This is a genomic window from Oceanicaulis sp. (genome assembly GCF_965284345.1).
Taxonomy (GTDB): Bacteria; Pseudomonadota; Alphaproteobacteria; order Caulobacterales; family Maricaulaceae; genus Oceanicaulis; species Oceanicaulis alexandrii_A.
This window is the reverse complement of the sequence record NZ_OZ260073.1, coordinates 2,965,837-2,980,385: the sequence shown is the minus strand read 5'-3', so window position 1 is coordinate 2,980,385 and position 14,549 is coordinate 2,965,837. Positions and strand designations below refer to the sequence as shown.

Below are 14,549 nucleotides of genomic sequence, written 5' to 3'. Positions count from 1 at the left end.
CATCTCATGAAAGCTGTTGTGTGTGGGGCCGGCCGTGTGGGTTACGGCATCGCCAGAGAGCTCGCCTCAGAAGGCAACGCCGTCACCGTGGTGGATTGGTCGCGTGAGTTGATCGACAAGGTCACCACCGATCTCGATGTGCGCGGCGTGGTGGGGCATGGGTCTCATCCAGACGTTCTGGACCGCGCCGGTGTTCGGGATGCGGATTTGCTTGTGGCGGTGACATATTCTGACGAGACCAATATGGTCGCCTGTCAGGTGGCGCACTCCTTGTTCAACACCCCGACGCGCATCGCGCGGGTGCGGGCGCAGAGCTATCTCGACAAACGCTGGGGTGATCTTTTTTCGATGGGCGCCTTGCCGATCGACGTGACGATTTCTCCTGAACTCGAGGTGAGCCGCTCGATCTTGCAACGGCTCGAAACGCCGGGCGCCTTCGCGACCGCGCCTTTCGCCAATAGCCGCGTTCAGGTGCTGGGCCTGCGGGTGGACGAGCAATCGCCTGTCGCCGCCAGCACGCGCGCCCAGATGGCGGAGCTGTTCCCCGATCTGGGATTTGACATTGTGGGGGTGCAACGCGACCAGACCCTGTTCATTCCGCAAGATGACGACCCTTTGATGCCGGGCGACAATATCTATGTCAGCCTGGCTGCAGGCCATGTGAAGCGTGCGCTGGATGTGTTCGGCCGCGCCGCGCCGCGCGCCCGCCGGGTTGTAATCGTCGGAGCGGGTAATATCGGGCTTTATGTGGCCAAGGCGCTTGAGCGCGTGGGCGGCGTGCGGGTTCGCCTGATCGAAAATGACAAGGCTCAGGCCGAACAGGCGGCGGACGCCCTGCGCCGCACCGTGGTTCTGCATGGCGACGGGCTGGATCGTGACGTGCTGAGAGAAGCCGGTGTTGAAGACGCCGAGCTGGCGTTGTGTCTGACCAATGACGACAAGGTCAATTTGCTCAGCGGCGTCATGGCCAAGAAAGAGGGCGCGGCGCGTTCGCTATGCCTGGTCAATAATCAGGCGTTCCATCCCGTGCAGGAGGCTCTGGACGTGGATGTGATGATCGATCCGCGTGCCGTGACTGTTTCCACCATCTTGCAGCATATCCGGCGTGGACGGATCACGGGGCTTCAGACCATGGGCGACGGCATGGCCGAAGCCCTGGAAGGGGTCACGCTGTCCACTTCGCCTCTGGTGGGCCAAAATCTCAGCACGCTTGAGCCGCCCGAAGGCGTAGCGGTCTGCGCCATGGTGCGCGGGGATCGGGTCTATTTCCGAAGGGATTCCGTCGTCATTCAGGAGAATGACCGTGTGATCTTCTTTGCTTTGAAAGCCTCTGTGCCGAAAGTGGAGCAATTGTTCCGCGTCAGCCTGGAATATTTCTAGGCCCATGAAATGGTCGCCTCGATTTTTCCGCGCTCTGGCCTGGTGCATGATCTTCATCAGCCTGGCCGCTCTGCCCTTCATCTTGTTCGCAGGACTTGAAGGGCGCGGCGACATCGCGCGTGGGTTTACGGTCACTGTGGCGATCGGCGCGTTTATCGGCGGCATCGTTCTCGCGGGGACCGGACGGGTCAATCGCCCAGCCGGCGCCAGCGCGGCCTTGCGGCTGGCGTTTTTTGGTTGGGTTCTGGTCCCGCTGCTGGCGGCCCCGCCGCTGATCGCCGCGACAGGCTCCATGTCGTCAGGAATTTTCGAAGCCTATTCGGCTTTGACCACCACGGGCGCGATCATACAAAGCCCGGAAGAGGCGGGCCTCTCCATCACCTTGTGGCGATGCATTCTGGCCTGGCTGGGCGGGTTGGGAAGCCTGGTTCTGGCGGCGACCGTGTTTGCGGCGCTCGACCGCCGCGGGGTCGGATTGCGCCGGACCTATCTGCTGACGGTCGAACATTCTGATCTGTTCACGAATTTCGGACGTGCGCTTCGCCGGTTCGGGGCCATTTATGTCGGCGTGACCCTGGCGGGATTTGTTCTTCTGATGTTGCTGGGCACGGCCCCGTTTGACAGCCTGTGTCTCGCGCTGTCCGGCATCGCCACCGCAGGCCTCGCCCCGCAATCGGGGGCGCTTGATGTCTGGTTGTCGCCCGCTGCTCAAGGCGTTCTCGCGATATTATGCCTGATGGGCGCCTGGAACATGGCGGTCCAGTACGACCTGGCCTCGCGCCGCCGGATCAGTCGCGGTACGGGCGAATTGCGCGCCATGCTGGTGCTGGGATTGGGCGCGGCGCTTTATTCGGGCCTTACAGGCGATATAGGCCAAGCCTGGGCGTCCGGTCTCGACATGCTGTTCGCGATCACCACAACCGGTTACCAAACCGCGTCAACGCCGGTTTTACCTCTGACTTTACTGGTTCTGTTGGCCATGGCGGGCGGTTCCACCATCTCGACGTCGGGCGGAATAAAGATGCCGCGCATCTTGCTGCTTCTGAGACGCGCCGGCGGCGAGCTGTCCAGCCTCAGCCATCCCTCTGCGGCCGTTCGCACGCGCTTTATCGGCAGGCCGGTGAGCGATTCGGCGCTGACAGGGGTCTGGGTGTATGCGCTTGCCTATCCGACGGCTTTAGGGCTCGGCGCGGTCGCTCTTGGGGTGTCCGGCGCCAGTTTTCATGACAGCTGGGCTGTGTCTGCGGCGTCCCTGGTCAATGCAGGCCCCCTGGCAGGCGTTGATTATGCTACGCTTTCCCCTGTCACGCTTGCCGTTTCCACCGCCATTATGGTGTTGGGGCGTCTTGAAGTTCTGGCGGCTGCGGCGGCGATTTACGTGATCTTCGCCCGGGACTGACAGAGACGCTTGCAGGGCAAGCCGGTTGCAGCCGGGCGAAGGTATGTTTACCTAGCTTTAGGGGGCGCACGGACTGCGCCGGGAACTTTTGTGCGATAAGGCCAATGTCTAACGATAAGAAACAAAACCTGCAGGACGTTTTTCTCAACACCGTTCGCAAGGGCAAGACTCCGCTCACCATCTTTCTGGTCAATGGCGTTAAGCTTCAGGGCGTTGTGACCTGGTTTGACAATTTTTGCGTGCTGTTGCGCCGCGAAGGTCAAATCCAGCTTGTCTACAAGCACGCCATTTCGACCATCATGCCAAGCCAGCCCGTCCAACTGTTTGACAAGGACGAGGCCGAAGGAGACGCCGAGGATTGATCGACCGAAAGCCCGCGCCGCAAACCGCTCTCATCCTGTCTCCGCAACATCCGGGGACAGACGCCAATCGCGCTCAGGCGCGCCTGGAAGAGGCCATCGGGCTGACGCAAGCTCTGGATCTGGTCACCGCTGAAGCGCGTATAGAGCCCTTGCGCCGCGTCGAAGCCGGCGGGTTTTTTGGTTCAGGTAAGATCGAGCAGATCGCCCAGCGCGTTGGCGAGCTTGAGGTTACGGTCGTCATTGTTGACGCCGCTTTGAGTCCTATTCAGCAACGCAATCTCGAAAAGAAGCTCAACGCGAAGGTCATCGACCGGACCGGTCTGATCCTTGAAATCTTCGGTCTGCGCGCGCAGACCCGGGAAGGGCGCTTGCAGGTCGAACTGGCGCGTCTGGCGTATGAGCGGTCACGCCTGGTGCGGACCTGGACGCACCTCGAGCGTCAGCGCGGCGGCCGAGGCTTCCTGGCCGGGCCGGGTGAAACCCAGATCGAGACTGACCGCCGCTTGCTGGCGGACAAGATGGCCAAGCTCCGTCGGGAGCTCGATGAAGTCAAACGGACCCGTAAACTGCATCGCAAGAAGCGTCTGGCCGCACCGTGGCCGACGGTGGCGCTCGTGGGTTACACGAATGCAGGCAAATCCACTCTGTTCAACCTGTTGTCGAACGCGCAGGTTTTGGCCAAGGACATGCCTTTCGCCACGCTGGACCCCACGGTGCGCGGTGTGAAGCTGCCCTCGGGGCGGCGTGTCCTGATGAGCGATACGGTGGGTTTCATCACCGACCTTCCGACCGAACTGATCGCCGCCTTCCGTGCGACGTTGGAAGAAGTGATCGAGGCGGATGTGCTCATTCACGTCCGTGATATGGCGGATCCTGATCATGAGGGCCGCAAGGCGGACGTGGAACAGGTTCTGGCCGCCCTTGGCGCGGGCGCCGAGGCGGATCAGCATGTGATCGAGGCGTGGAACAAAGCCGACCAACTCCCCGCTGACGATTGCGAAGAGCTGGTCTGGCGCGCCAAATTGCCCAAATCACAGGATGCGCCTGTCTGCATCGTCACCTCTGCGGTGACGGGGCAAGGCATTGACGCCTTGCTCGATCAAGTCGAGCTGGCGCTGTCGGTGGATGATGTCGCGCTGCAGCTCGAGTTCGGCCCCGCCGACGCCGAAGCGCTGGCTTTCGTGCATCGCCATGGCGCGATCTTGTCAGAGCAAACCGATGCGGACACCGGGCGCGTCAGCGTTCACGCCCGATTGAGCGTGGCTGATGCGGGCCGGCTCCGACAGCGTTATGGCGCGCTCAACGGTCTGGAAGCGCCCGCCGAGTAAGGCGCTTATTCGGTGGTTTTCACCTCAAGCCAAAGAGTCTCCATGGTTTCAAGGTCTGCCTCCTGAACCGAGGCCCCTTGCGCGTTGAGCCGGGTTTCAATGGCGCGAAAGCGCCTGTCAAATTTGGCGTTGGTTCCGCGCAGCGCGGTTTCCGGGTCGACCTTGAGCTTGCGTGCAAGATTGGCGACCGCAAAGAGCACATCCCCGATTTCTTCCTGTATATGCTCAGGGTCACGCTCTTCGATCGCCTCTTTGACTTCGTCGATTTCTTCCTCGATTTTGTCGAACACCGAGCTGAGATCCGGCCAGTCAAACCCCACGCGGGCGGCCCGTTTTGACAGTTTTTCGGCTCTCAGCAAGGCGGGCAGGGCGGTGGGCAAATTGGCCAGGACCGAGGTGTCGGTCTTGCCGCTTTTGGCGCGTTCTTCCGCCTTTACAACCTCCCAGGCGTGGATCTGGTCCTGAGCGTCCCGCGGATCCGCGCCTGCAAACACATGTGGGTGGCGACGCAGCATTTTTTCGCTGATTGCGTCCGCTACGTCTTCAAACTGGAACAGGCCGGCTTCCTGGGCCATCTGGCTGTGGAACACCACCTGAAACAAGAGATCGCCGAGCTCGTCTCTGAGATCGGTCATGTCGTGGCGTTCAATGGCGTCAGCGACTTCATACGCTTCTTCAATGGTGTAGGGCGCAATGGTTTCGAAGCTTTGCTCCACATCCCACGGGCATCCGCCATCGGGATCGCGCAGCCGGTCCATGATCGCAAGCAGTCGATCAAGAGCGCTAGTCTGAGGTGAACAGATCGCGTCTCGGTTTCGATGAGGAAAGCCGTTTTTCGTCGTTGTTGAGTGGGTCATGGACGCCTTCAAGGGAGGTTTTGGGGAGCGGAATTTGTCCGCCAGAGCGGTCTGTTTTGATGGTTTAAAGTTTCTTTAGCGCCGCAAACGACTCTGACTGCGTTCACTGGTTGTGTTTGCTGCAAGTCTGTTTGTCCGCATGTCGGTTTCATTGAGAACCAGAATATTAGTGTTGGTGGTCACAATCACCGTATCGGTGGCTATGGTTGTCGGCTTCGCTAACTTCATCCAGGCGCGATCGATGAGCCGCACTGCGGCTGAGGCAGAATTATACGCTGAAGCGAGGGCGATTTCAGCGCATGTCAAAAGCGCGTTTCAGATCGCCAACGACAATGCCTTAATTCTCAGAAACACCCCTCCGATTGATGGTATTATCCGGGCGCAGGCGAATGGCGGCGTCGATCCATACGACGGCAGCCTGATACAGGCCTGGCGCGAACGGCTCGAAGCGATTTTCACGTCTCACCTTCAGGTTCAGAGCGAGTACACCCAGTTGCGGTTTATCGGGCTGGCGGATCAAGGACGTGAAATTGTCCGCGTCAATCGAATGAATGGTGAGATTCGCGTTGTACCTCCGTCCGACCTTCAGCGCAAAGGTGACGAATTCTACTTTCGAGCCGGACTCGAGATGGAGCCAGCGTCGATCTATACCTCTCCCATAACCGTCAATAGAGAGCAGGGCGCGCCAACTCCTGACCTGATGCCGACTGTCCGAACGGTTCTTCCAGTCTTTGCGACCGATGATCATCTATATGGAATGCTTGTGATCAATGCCGACATTCGCATCGTTCTTGAGAATGCGCTGGCGGCTGCAACGCCCACATATGACGTATACATCTCAGATTCTCACAACAATTACATTCATTTCAGCCCGACCGATGGAATCATGCATTCTGAGTTTTCTTTCGAAGAGAGGTTTGATCCGCCAGAGCTTCTCAGTCGGGACGGCGATGACCTCTTTGATACGGAAGGGTTCACATACGCTTCTTATCGATTTCATACGGGGCGAATTGGGGAAGGGCTCGAATTCCGAGTCCTGGTCGGCGAACCCACCCATGAACTGATGAGCGGGGCGTACGCCATTCGCCAGCAATCCATCTTGCTCGCGGTCAGCCTGCTTGTGCTGACCGCGATCGGGTCTTTGTTGTTTGTGACCAGTCTGACACGTCCTTTGGGGCAGTTGACCCAAGCGGTCCGCAGTTACGGCCAGAACCGCACTCCTATGGATCTGGATGTTAGCGACAATGATGAAATCGGTGAACTCGGGCGTGCTTTCTGCGACATGATCGAGGCGTTGGAAGAGAACGAGCTGACCGCCAACACATTTGAAAACATCATTGATGGACTGATCCTGATTACGCCGGACGGCGCCATTCAGGCGATGAACCCGGCCGCGAGCTTCATGTTCGGATACGCCGAGAACGAGCTGGTCGGACAGGATGTTTCGGTGCTGCTTCCCGACGGCGCGCGTCTGGAGCGTGACGGCGCTGTCAAACACATTCCCTGCTTCATAGACCACCACCTTGTGGGGGAAACGTTTGAGGCTGTCGCCAAACAGAAAAACTCAACCCCGCTGCATGTGGAGCTGACGCTGAGCGAAGTGCAGAGACCTGACACATTGATGTTCAGTCTGCTGATGCGCGACATCAGCGCGCGAAAACAGATGGAGGTGATGAAGGATGAGTTTGTTTCAACTGTGAACCATGAGCTCAGAACACCTCTGACATCCATGCTCGGCTCCCTGAGCTTGCTGAAGAAGCAGCTCGAAACAAAGCTCAATGATGATGACAAAGCCTCGATGCTGTTGAGCATGGCGCAGCGCAGCTGCGATCGCCTGACTCTTCTGGTCAACGATATCCTGGATTTGGAGAAGATCGCCGCCGGAAAACTTGAATACCGCATGCAGGTCGTGCCTTGCGATGATCTGGTTCAGGATGTGGTGGAAAGCCATCGCATGCTTGGCGAAGAGCATGGCGTGACCTTCAAACTGGATTTGCAAGCTGAGGATCCGCCGGTGCGCCTTGACGTGTCGCGCTTCAACCAGGCGCTTGTGAACCTGATGTCGAACGCGGCGAAATACTCGCCAAATGGTGAGGTGGTCACAGTCTCGACGCGAACACTCTCAGATGAGAGCATTCGCATCTCAGTCTCAGATAATGGCCCGGGCATTCCTGAAGATTTTCAGGCTCGCTTGTTTGACCGGTTTTCCCAAGCCGATAGCTCCACCACTCGCCGTGTTGGCGGCAATGGGCTGGGGCTCAACATCACCAAAACCCTCATTGAAGCGTTTGATGGCGAGGTCAGTTTCGACACCACTGTCGGAGTGGGAACCGTCTTTCACATCACGCTGCCGATTGCATCCCCGGCGCTCGCCCCCGTCTCAGACGAGATGGATGAGCATTTCGCAAAGCTCTATCAGGGCATTGGTTGAGGCATACAAGTGATGACTGAGCTAGAACGGATTTGTTGCGTCGAAGACGATTTCGATATCCGCACCATACTTGAGCTCTCATTGAGCGATATTGGCGGGTATCAGGTTCAATTGTTCGAGGATGGCCCCAGTGCGTTGGAGGGGCTGCCGGAGACCCGTCCGCAGATGATCATGCTTGATATGATGATGCCAGGCATGAACGGACTTGAGGTGCTGGGCGCGTTGCGCAAAAGCGAGCAATTCGCGACAACGCCAGTCGTGTTCATGACGGCCAAGGCGCAATCGCATGAGCTCGACACCTATATCGGAGCCGGCGCACAGTCTGTCATCGTCAAACCTTTTGACCCCATGACCTTACCCGAACAGGTGAGGGAGATATGGTCTCAGCTTGAGGCCGCGAAGCGCTAATGCGTGCGATGGTTTTGTTGCACGACGCGGGAAATCGCGCGGGTGACCACTGAGCGATTAAACGGTTTGACCAGCACATGGTCGACGCCATTTCGAATAACGGTATGAATCTTTTCAGCGTGGTTTTCAGAGGTCAGAAAAATTACCGGCGTCTGCACCTTCAAGGGCGTTGCGCCTGAGCGGACCTGCCTTAGCAAAGCCAGCCCATCCACCGGTTTCATATGCCAGTCCGATATCACGATTGTCGGCGTGAAGCTGCGCATGACTTCCAGAGCTTCCTGACCGGAGTTCGCCATCCGGATTTCGCCGACGCCCATATCGGACAGCAACTCACGAACAAGATTGCGCACTGATATATCGTCTTCGACAAATAAAATATGCTGGGCTTTCAATAACTGCTTCAGGGCCGCTGCATCGGCGTCGTCCAAAGTTTGGCTGGCCGGGTTTTCAAAACTCTGAACAAGTTTGGAGTGTTCAGGGTCAACACTGCGCCGCAATTTGGCGATCCTGGACAGGTCCAGGTAAATACGCTCCATCAATTTGGGCGTGACGTCTTCTTTGGAGTCCAGAAGGCGTTGCGTATCTTTCTCGAGCTTGAAGAATTCTGCACCGATCCGTGGAAAGCCCATGCAATAGCTTGCGCCTTTAAGGCGGTGGCTTTCTTCATGCAGCTTTTTCAAGTTGCGCTTGATTTGGAATTGGGACGCTTTGTCATCCCCGATGATACGAGTCAGGCTGACCAGCTGATCTGGAAATCTTGTGCAGAACTGTTCAACAACGCGTCTTGGATTGGCGCCTGGCATGCGTATCTCCAACTTGTATGAGGATAGCGTATGCGAGTGTTGTATTTGAAACGTTACACAAGGTGTTTGATCAGTTCATCAAGGCGCGCGCCAGCACGCCATGAAGGCGCTGTGCATCAAAAGGCTTGAGCAGATAGCCGTCAGGACGGTAGAGCCCCGCGCGTTCAATAGCTTGCTTGGAGGAGGGCACCGTCATAAAAATGAACGGGGTCTCTTTTGACGGACGTAATCCGCCAGATCTCAGCTTTCTCAAAAGATCCAGCCCGGTATCACCTTCGAGCTGCCAATCACAGATAATGGCGTCGACAGGGTTGTGTGAAAGGTAGTCTGCGGCGTCTTTGGCGCAAGTTTCGTAGGCGATCGCGGCGTAACCTTCCTCTTTTAGGAACATTTCTGCGAGGCCGTGCAGGGCTATGTCATCATCTACAAACAGGATGCTCTTCTGGTCTTCACGATCCACGAGCGGGGTATGGCTCGCCTCAACCGGATGCGGCTCATAGCCAAGGTTCTCAAGCAAGCTGGCTTGTTCCACCATGTCGGCGATCATGCCGGGCAGGCGGGTGCGCGCCAGAATGGGGAGTTCGCTCGTGTATTCAGACATCTGGCTGAGCGCGACGTCTTCAATCAGTTCAAAATTGCGCGCCATGGCCGGAAAGCCAAACGAGCCATAAGACCCCAGAAGACGATGAGACAACTGGGCGATTTCATTGAGAAGCTCGTGCGATGTTGCAGTATCGTCGGCGTCATCGAGGCGTGCACGGAGCGCCAGAATGTCTTCGTGCGCGCGACTGAGGAAGTTGCGGCGCAGTACTGAAAGTTGAGTGGCGGACGACATATGCATCTCCAGACCCCAAGAAATCTTGATGTGAGCTTGATGGGGTTCTGCGAATATCAAGATAACGATCCTGATTAACGCAGGGTTTTGCACGAGGTCGAAAGCCGCCGTCAGCACAGGCTGGGCAAGGGTCTGTGTTTGATCTTCAAGATCAATTCACGTCGCGTTTCCGATAGGGCATGGACACGCAAAGTGCGGCATTTCTGGATAGCAGCCACATCAATATTGCGCATAAGATATATTATGAGAAATAAGGTGTGACGATGCTAGGCGCGTGACGTTTCGAGAATGGCGCCATCTGACAAGGAGAGCGAAAACTCAAGGCCGTCATAGGCCGGCCTGACGCCCTCTGGCAGGCGCTGTGAAAGCGCTTTGTAATCGAGATCGATATGAAGGTTGGTCAGGATGCCGAGCGCGGGCTTGATCTGAGCAAGCCAGTCGAGCGCCTGGCCGACATGGGCGTGGCTCGGATGGGGTTTGTCGCGCAAGGCGTCGACGATCCAGACGGTCGCGTCGCTCAACGCCGTCATCGCATTGCCGTCCAGGCCGTTGACGTCAGGCGTGTACGCCAGCGGCCCGATACGCACCCCGCTGCAGGGTTCACGGCCGTGGACCACATCAAAAAGAGACAGTTCGATATCGCCGCCTGCCCCTGAAATGATGGCGGTCTTACCCGGGTCAAGCGCCCGGTCGTGCATTAGCGGCGGATAGCCTGATCCGTCTGGGGTTTCAAAAATATAGTCAAAGCGCTCTCGCAACAGCTGACGCGTCTGCGGGCTCATGATCGCGGGGAGCTGTTCGCCGCGGCGATAGACGTACGCGCGGACATCATCAATGCCATGGGCCTGGTCAGCGTGGGTGTGCGTGAAGGCGACGCCGTCGAGACTGGGAATGCTCGCATCCAGCATTTGCTGCCGCAGATCCGGAGATGTGTCCACGAGCAGTCGTGTGACTTCGCCGGCGTTCAGCGCGTTCAGAGTCTCAGCGCGCTCGACCAGCAAACTGCAACGCATGCGGCGGTTTTTCGGATTTTTCGGGTCGCAATCGCCCCAATCGCCATCAATACGCGGCACGCCGCCGGATGATCCGCAGCCCAATATGCGCGCGCGTAAAACCGGCCCGTCACTCATGACATTGCAATCCGGTCAAACAGCCTCAAGGCAGCTTGCGTCGTACGCTGCGCACCCTCGTCCACACCCCAGCCCTTTACCTCGCACAACTTCTCAAGAACATGGGGCAAATAGCTTGGTTCATTGCGTCTTCCGCGATGAGGAACTGGAGCCAGATAGGGGCAGTCCGTTTCAATGATGACGCGGTCTTCGGGCACGATATCGCTGAAAACGGCGCGGACATCTTCGGCTTTTTTAAACGTGATGATGCCGGATGCCGAGAAATACGAACCCAACGCTGACGCGCGTCGCGCCAACTCGGCCCCGCCGGTATAGCAATGAAGCAGTGGGCGAAACGCCCCCTTCCCCATTTCCTCTTCCAGCAAATCCGCCATCTGCGTGTCTGCTTCCCGGCAGTGCAGAATGATCGGCAGATCGGCGCGTCTCGCCGCCTCGATATGGGCGCGCAAGGATGGATACTGATCTTCGGCCGGGCTGTGATTATAGTGAAAATCCAGCCCTGTTTCACCTATCGCCACGACTTTGGGGTGCTTGGCGATCTCCAGCAACTCATCAGCGGTGATGTCGGGGCGGTCTTTGGCGTGATGGGGGTGCGCGCCGATGGTGCAGTAGACATCGTCATGCTTTTCCGCGATCGCGGCGACCTCTTCAAATTCATGAAGCCGGCAACAGATGGCGATCATCGGCGACACGCCCGCCACCCGGGCGGCGTCCAGAACCTGATCGAGATCCTCGGCGTACGCGTCGCCGTGCACATTGATATGAGTGTCGATCAGCATGTCTGCCTTATTCGGTGCGGGCTGCGTCCTGCATCAGGCTGAACGCAGCGTAGAGAGTTTGTTTGGCGTCGAGATAGAGCGTTTCGCTTTCTCTCGCCAGACGGGTCAGTCGATCCGCTGCATCCACCCAGGCGCCGGCCTGATCCGCACCGCCGTTTTGCAAAGCCATGGCTCTGGCCCGGTCCTGGGCGTTGGCGATTAGAAAGTCGAGCGTGATCGGCTTGATCTGCTCGCCGCCCTTGCGTCCGGCGGCGGCGGTGATCTGGGCGATTGCGCCCCGATCCAAGCGCGGCAGGCTTTCAAGCGCGGCGTCAATCGTCGCTTTGATGGACGGCGCATCTGTTTCCGCCAGAGCCAGGGCGCGCCCAGGCGCGCCATTGGCCAGCGCCGCGGCTCGCTGGGCGTCATCCACGTTCATGGCGTGAGTTTCAATCAGCCATTGGGTCGTGGCTTCGATGCTGGGCGCGCGCAAGATCAGGCGGCGACAGCGGGATCGGATGGTCGGCAGCAGGCGTCCGGGCGTATTGACGATCAGAATGAGGATGCCGCGCTTGGGCGGTTCTTCAAGTGTCTTCAGCAAGGCGTTGGCTGAGTTGGTGTTTAGCTCGTCAGCGCTGTCGACGATGCAGACCCGCCAGCCCTTGCCGCTGGCGCTCTTGGAGAAAAACTCCGGCGCACGCCGTGCTTCCTCAACCGGGATTTCCCCCTTCAACTTGCCTGTCTTGTCATTGTAGGGGCGGCGGATCAGCAAGAAATCCGGATGCGAGAGCGCTTCAAGTCGGCGGCAGACCGGATCGTCAGGTGCGCTGGCCAACCCGTCTTCACCTTGGGCTTGCGCGCCCAACAGGCGACGCGCCAAGCGGTAGGCGAAGCTGGCTTTGCCCACGCCCTTGGGGCCTGAAATCATCCAGGCATGGTGCATCCGGCCACTGTCGATCGCGGCTTGCGCGTCTTTAAGCGCCTTGTCCTGGCCAAACAGCTCATAAACCCGTCTGGGATGGGGCAGCCCCCCTTCCCGGTCCGCTTCGGGCCGTTCGTCATCACTCACGCGGGGACCTCCAGACGGTCCTGAATCTTCATTAGCGCACGTTCGAAGACGATGTCTGGGCTTTGAGACCCGTCCAGGATCACACAGCGGTCAGGGTCGGCGTTTGCGATCTCAAGAAACGCCTGACGCAGGGCATGGTGAAAGGCGCCGGGTTGGCGTTCGAACCGGGTCGCGTCTTCGCCGCGCGTTCGGGTGCGTTCAAGCCCCAGCTCAGGGTCGAGATCGACCATGAAGGTCAGATCCGGACCAAAGCCGTCAAGACAGGCGGCGTCGATCTGGGCGATGCGTTCAGCGGCCAGTCCGCCTGCCGCGCCTTGATAGGCGCGCGTGGAGTCTGAAAACCTGTCGCAGATCACCCAGGTTCCAGCCTCCAGGGCCGGTTTGATCAGGCGTTCCACATGGTCGGCCCGCGCCGCATAGAGCAGCAAGGTTTCCGCCAGCGGCGACCAGCGTCCCGTTTCGCCCTCCACCAGCAAATGGCGCAGCGCTTCGGCATTGGGGGTGCCGCCAGGTTCGCGGGTGATCAGGGTTTCCAGGCCTCGGGCCTGGAGCCCGGCCGCGAGCGCTTTGGCGAGCGTGGTCTTGCCAGCGCCCTCGCCGCCTTCAAGGGTGATGAAGCGTCCGTGCGTCATGCTATTCAGCCGCCGCGGATAAGTCGCGCGAACGCGGCGCCTGCCCGCCCGAGCGCGCCTTTGCGAGCCACGGACTGGGCGGCTTCTACCGGCACGCTGAGCTGACGGCCATCAGGCAAAGTTACGTCAAGCCGACCCACAATATCGCCTTCCTGAACCGGCGCGTGCAGCGGCCCTTCATACACCAGCTCGGCCGTGACGCCGTCGCGATCGCGACGATGCAATCCAAAAGACAAGGCCTCTGACGTGCGCAGCTCGACCGAAGGCTCAAGCCCCAGATACACCTCAGCGCGGCCCAGACCATCGCCAGCGGCCACCAGATCCACGGTCAAAAATTCAGAGAAGGCGGCGCGCATCAGGCGCTCGGCCTCGTCAGCGCGGTCCCGATTGGACTCCATGCCGTTGAACACCACGATCCGGCGCTCGCCGTCGCGCTCCGCCGAAGCGACCAGCCCATAACCGGATTCTTCGGTATGGCCGGTTTTCAGCCCGTCCGCGCCTTCGAACACGCCGAGCAGCGGGTTGCGGTTGAATTGACGGATGCCGTTATAGGTGAACTCACTTTCCGCATAGATGTCATAGTATTGCGGGTAGTCTGTGACGATGTGGCGGGCCAGTCGGGCCAGGTCGAGCGCCGAAATGCGATGCTCGGGGTCAGGCCAGCCCGTGGAGTTGGCGAAGTTGGCGCTATCAAGCCCCAGCTCATGGGCGCGTTCGGTCATCATCTGGGCGAAATTCTCTTCAGTGCCGCCAAGCGCCTCTGCAACCACGATGCAGGCGTCATTGCCGGATTGGACGATGATCCCGCGGATCAGGTCGCCCACCGCGGCGCGTGAGTTGACCTCCAGAAACATGGTGGAAGAGCCGGACGCCGCCCCGCCCCGGCGCCAGGCGTTTTCGCTTACCGGCAAGGTCGTTTCCAGCGTCAGGCGTCCGTCTTCAAGCGCTTCAAACACCATCAAGGCGGTCATCAGCTTGGACATGCTGGCGGGCGGCATGGGCGTGTCGCCATTTTTGGAGAACAGCATGTCCCCGGTCTCATGATTCAGGATCACCGCATGTGAGGCGCGCGTATCAAACGCGCTCTGGGCCAGCGCTGTTGCGGGCGTCAGGCTCAGGATGATCAGGGCGAACAGGCAAAGCAGTCGACGCATGAG

14 protein-coding genes are annotated in these 14,549 nt (G+C 59.1%); 6 read left to right on the top strand and 8 right to left on the bottom strand.

Going from position 1 to position 14,549, the window contains the following annotated elements; genetic code table 11:
• Positions 1 to 6: 6 nt before the first annotated feature.
• The 4 genes from trkA (at position 7) to hflX (ending at position 4,469) form a co-directional block, all read left to right on the top strand.
• Positions 7 to 1,380 (top strand): Trk system potassium transporter TrkA, encoded by a 1,374-nt coding sequence (gene trkA, locus ACQ66J_RS14470; RefSeq protein ID WP_375549048.1) that lies wholly within the window; start codon positions 7 to 9, stop codon positions 1,378 to 1,380.
• Between the two features lie 4 nt (positions 1,381 to 1,384).
• A complete protein-coding gene (locus ACQ66J_RS14465; protein ID WP_430432176.1) occupies positions 1,385 to 2,779 on the top strand; it encodes a potassium transporter TrkG in 1,395 nt (464 codons plus the stop codon).
• 104 nt (positions 2,780 to 2,883) lie between these two features.
• Positions 2,884 to 3,141: an RNA chaperone Hfq gene (gene hfq, locus ACQ66J_RS14460; protein WP_009800894.1), complete on the top strand. Its 258-nt coding sequence runs from the start codon at positions 2,884 to 2,886 to the stop codon at positions 3,139 to 3,141.
• Positions 3,138 to 4,469, top strand: a complete 1,332-nt coding sequence (gene hflX / locus ACQ66J_RS14455; RefSeq protein ID WP_430432175.1) for a GTPase HflX — start codon at positions 3,138 to 3,140, stop codon at positions 4,467 to 4,469. The genes hfq and hflX overlap by 4 nt, the downstream gene beginning before the upstream one ends.
• Positions 4,470 to 4,474: 5 nt before the next feature.
• Here hflX and mazG read toward each other — a convergent pair whose 3' ends face one another.
• Positions 4,475 to 5,326, bottom strand: a complete 852-nt coding sequence (mazG, locus tag ACQ66J_RS14450; RefSeq protein ID WP_430432174.1) for a nucleoside triphosphate pyrophosphohydrolase — start codon at positions 5,324 to 5,326, stop codon at positions 4,475 to 4,477.
• A 139-nt stretch (positions 5,327 to 5,465) separates the two neighbouring features.
• On the opposite strand from mazG, the gene ACQ66J_RS14445 reads away from it, so the two are divergent.
• Together ACQ66J_RS14445 and ACQ66J_RS14440 are read left to right on the top strand one after the other, a co-directional pair.
• Complete coding sequence (locus ACQ66J_RS14445; RefSeq protein ID WP_430432173.1) at positions 5,466 to 7,757, top strand: ATP-binding protein; 2,292 nt, start codon at positions 5,466 to 5,468, stop codon at positions 7,755 to 7,757.
• Between the two features lie 12 nt (positions 7,758 to 7,769).
• Entirely contained in the window at positions 7,770 to 8,165 is a 396-nt protein-coding gene (locus ACQ66J_RS14440) for a response regulator (protein ID WP_430432172.1), read from the top strand.
• Here ACQ66J_RS14440 and ACQ66J_RS14435 read toward each other — a convergent pair.
• The 7 genes from ACQ66J_RS14435 to ACQ66J_RS14405 form a co-directional block, all read right to left on the bottom strand.
• Positions 8,162 to 8,968: a response regulator gene (locus ACQ66J_RS14435; protein ID WP_430432171.1), complete on the bottom strand. Its 807-nt coding sequence runs from the start codon at positions 8,966 to 8,968 to the stop codon at positions 8,162 to 8,164. The two genes, ACQ66J_RS14440 and ACQ66J_RS14435, sit on opposite strands and share 4 nt — an antisense overlap.
• A 70-nt stretch (positions 8,969 to 9,038) precedes the next feature.
• Positions 9,039 to 9,920: a response regulator gene (locus ACQ66J_RS14430; protein WP_430432170.1), complete on the bottom strand. Its 882-nt coding sequence runs from the start codon at positions 9,918 to 9,920 to the stop codon at positions 9,039 to 9,041.
• A gap of 149 nt (positions 9,921 to 10,069) precedes the next feature.
• Positions 10,070 to 10,933, bottom strand: a complete 864-nt coding sequence (locus ACQ66J_RS14425; RefSeq protein ID WP_430432169.1) for an MBL fold metallo-hydrolase — start codon at positions 10,931 to 10,933, stop codon at positions 10,070 to 10,072.
• Positions 10,930 to 11,712, bottom strand: coding sequence for a TatD family hydrolase (locus tag ACQ66J_RS14420; protein ID WP_430432168.1), 783 nt, complete (start codon positions 11,710 to 11,712; stop codon positions 10,930 to 10,932). The genes ACQ66J_RS14425 and ACQ66J_RS14420 overlap by 4 nt, the downstream gene beginning before the upstream one ends.
• 7 nt (positions 11,713 to 11,719) lie before the next feature.
• The gene (locus ACQ66J_RS14415) at positions 11,720 to 12,760 is read right to left on the bottom strand and encodes a DNA polymerase III subunit delta' (RefSeq protein WP_430432167.1); all 1,041 of its coding nucleotides are present in this window, start codon (positions 12,758 to 12,760) and stop codon (positions 11,720 to 11,722) included.
• Positions 12,757 to 13,392 carry a dTMP kinase gene (gene tmk / locus ACQ66J_RS14410; protein WP_430432166.1) on the bottom strand — a complete coding sequence of 212 codons (636 nt, stop codon included), beginning with the start codon at positions 13,390 to 13,392 and terminating at the stop codon, positions 12,757 to 12,759. The genes ACQ66J_RS14415 and tmk overlap by 4 nt, the downstream gene beginning before the upstream one ends.
• A gap of 5 nt (positions 13,393 to 13,397) precedes the next feature.
• Complete coding sequence (locus ACQ66J_RS14405) at positions 13,398 to 14,546, bottom strand: D-alanyl-D-alanine carboxypeptidase family protein (protein ID WP_430432165.1); 1,149 nt, start codon at positions 14,544 to 14,546, stop codon at positions 13,398 to 13,400.
• Positions 14,547 to 14,549 lie beyond the last annotated feature (3 nt).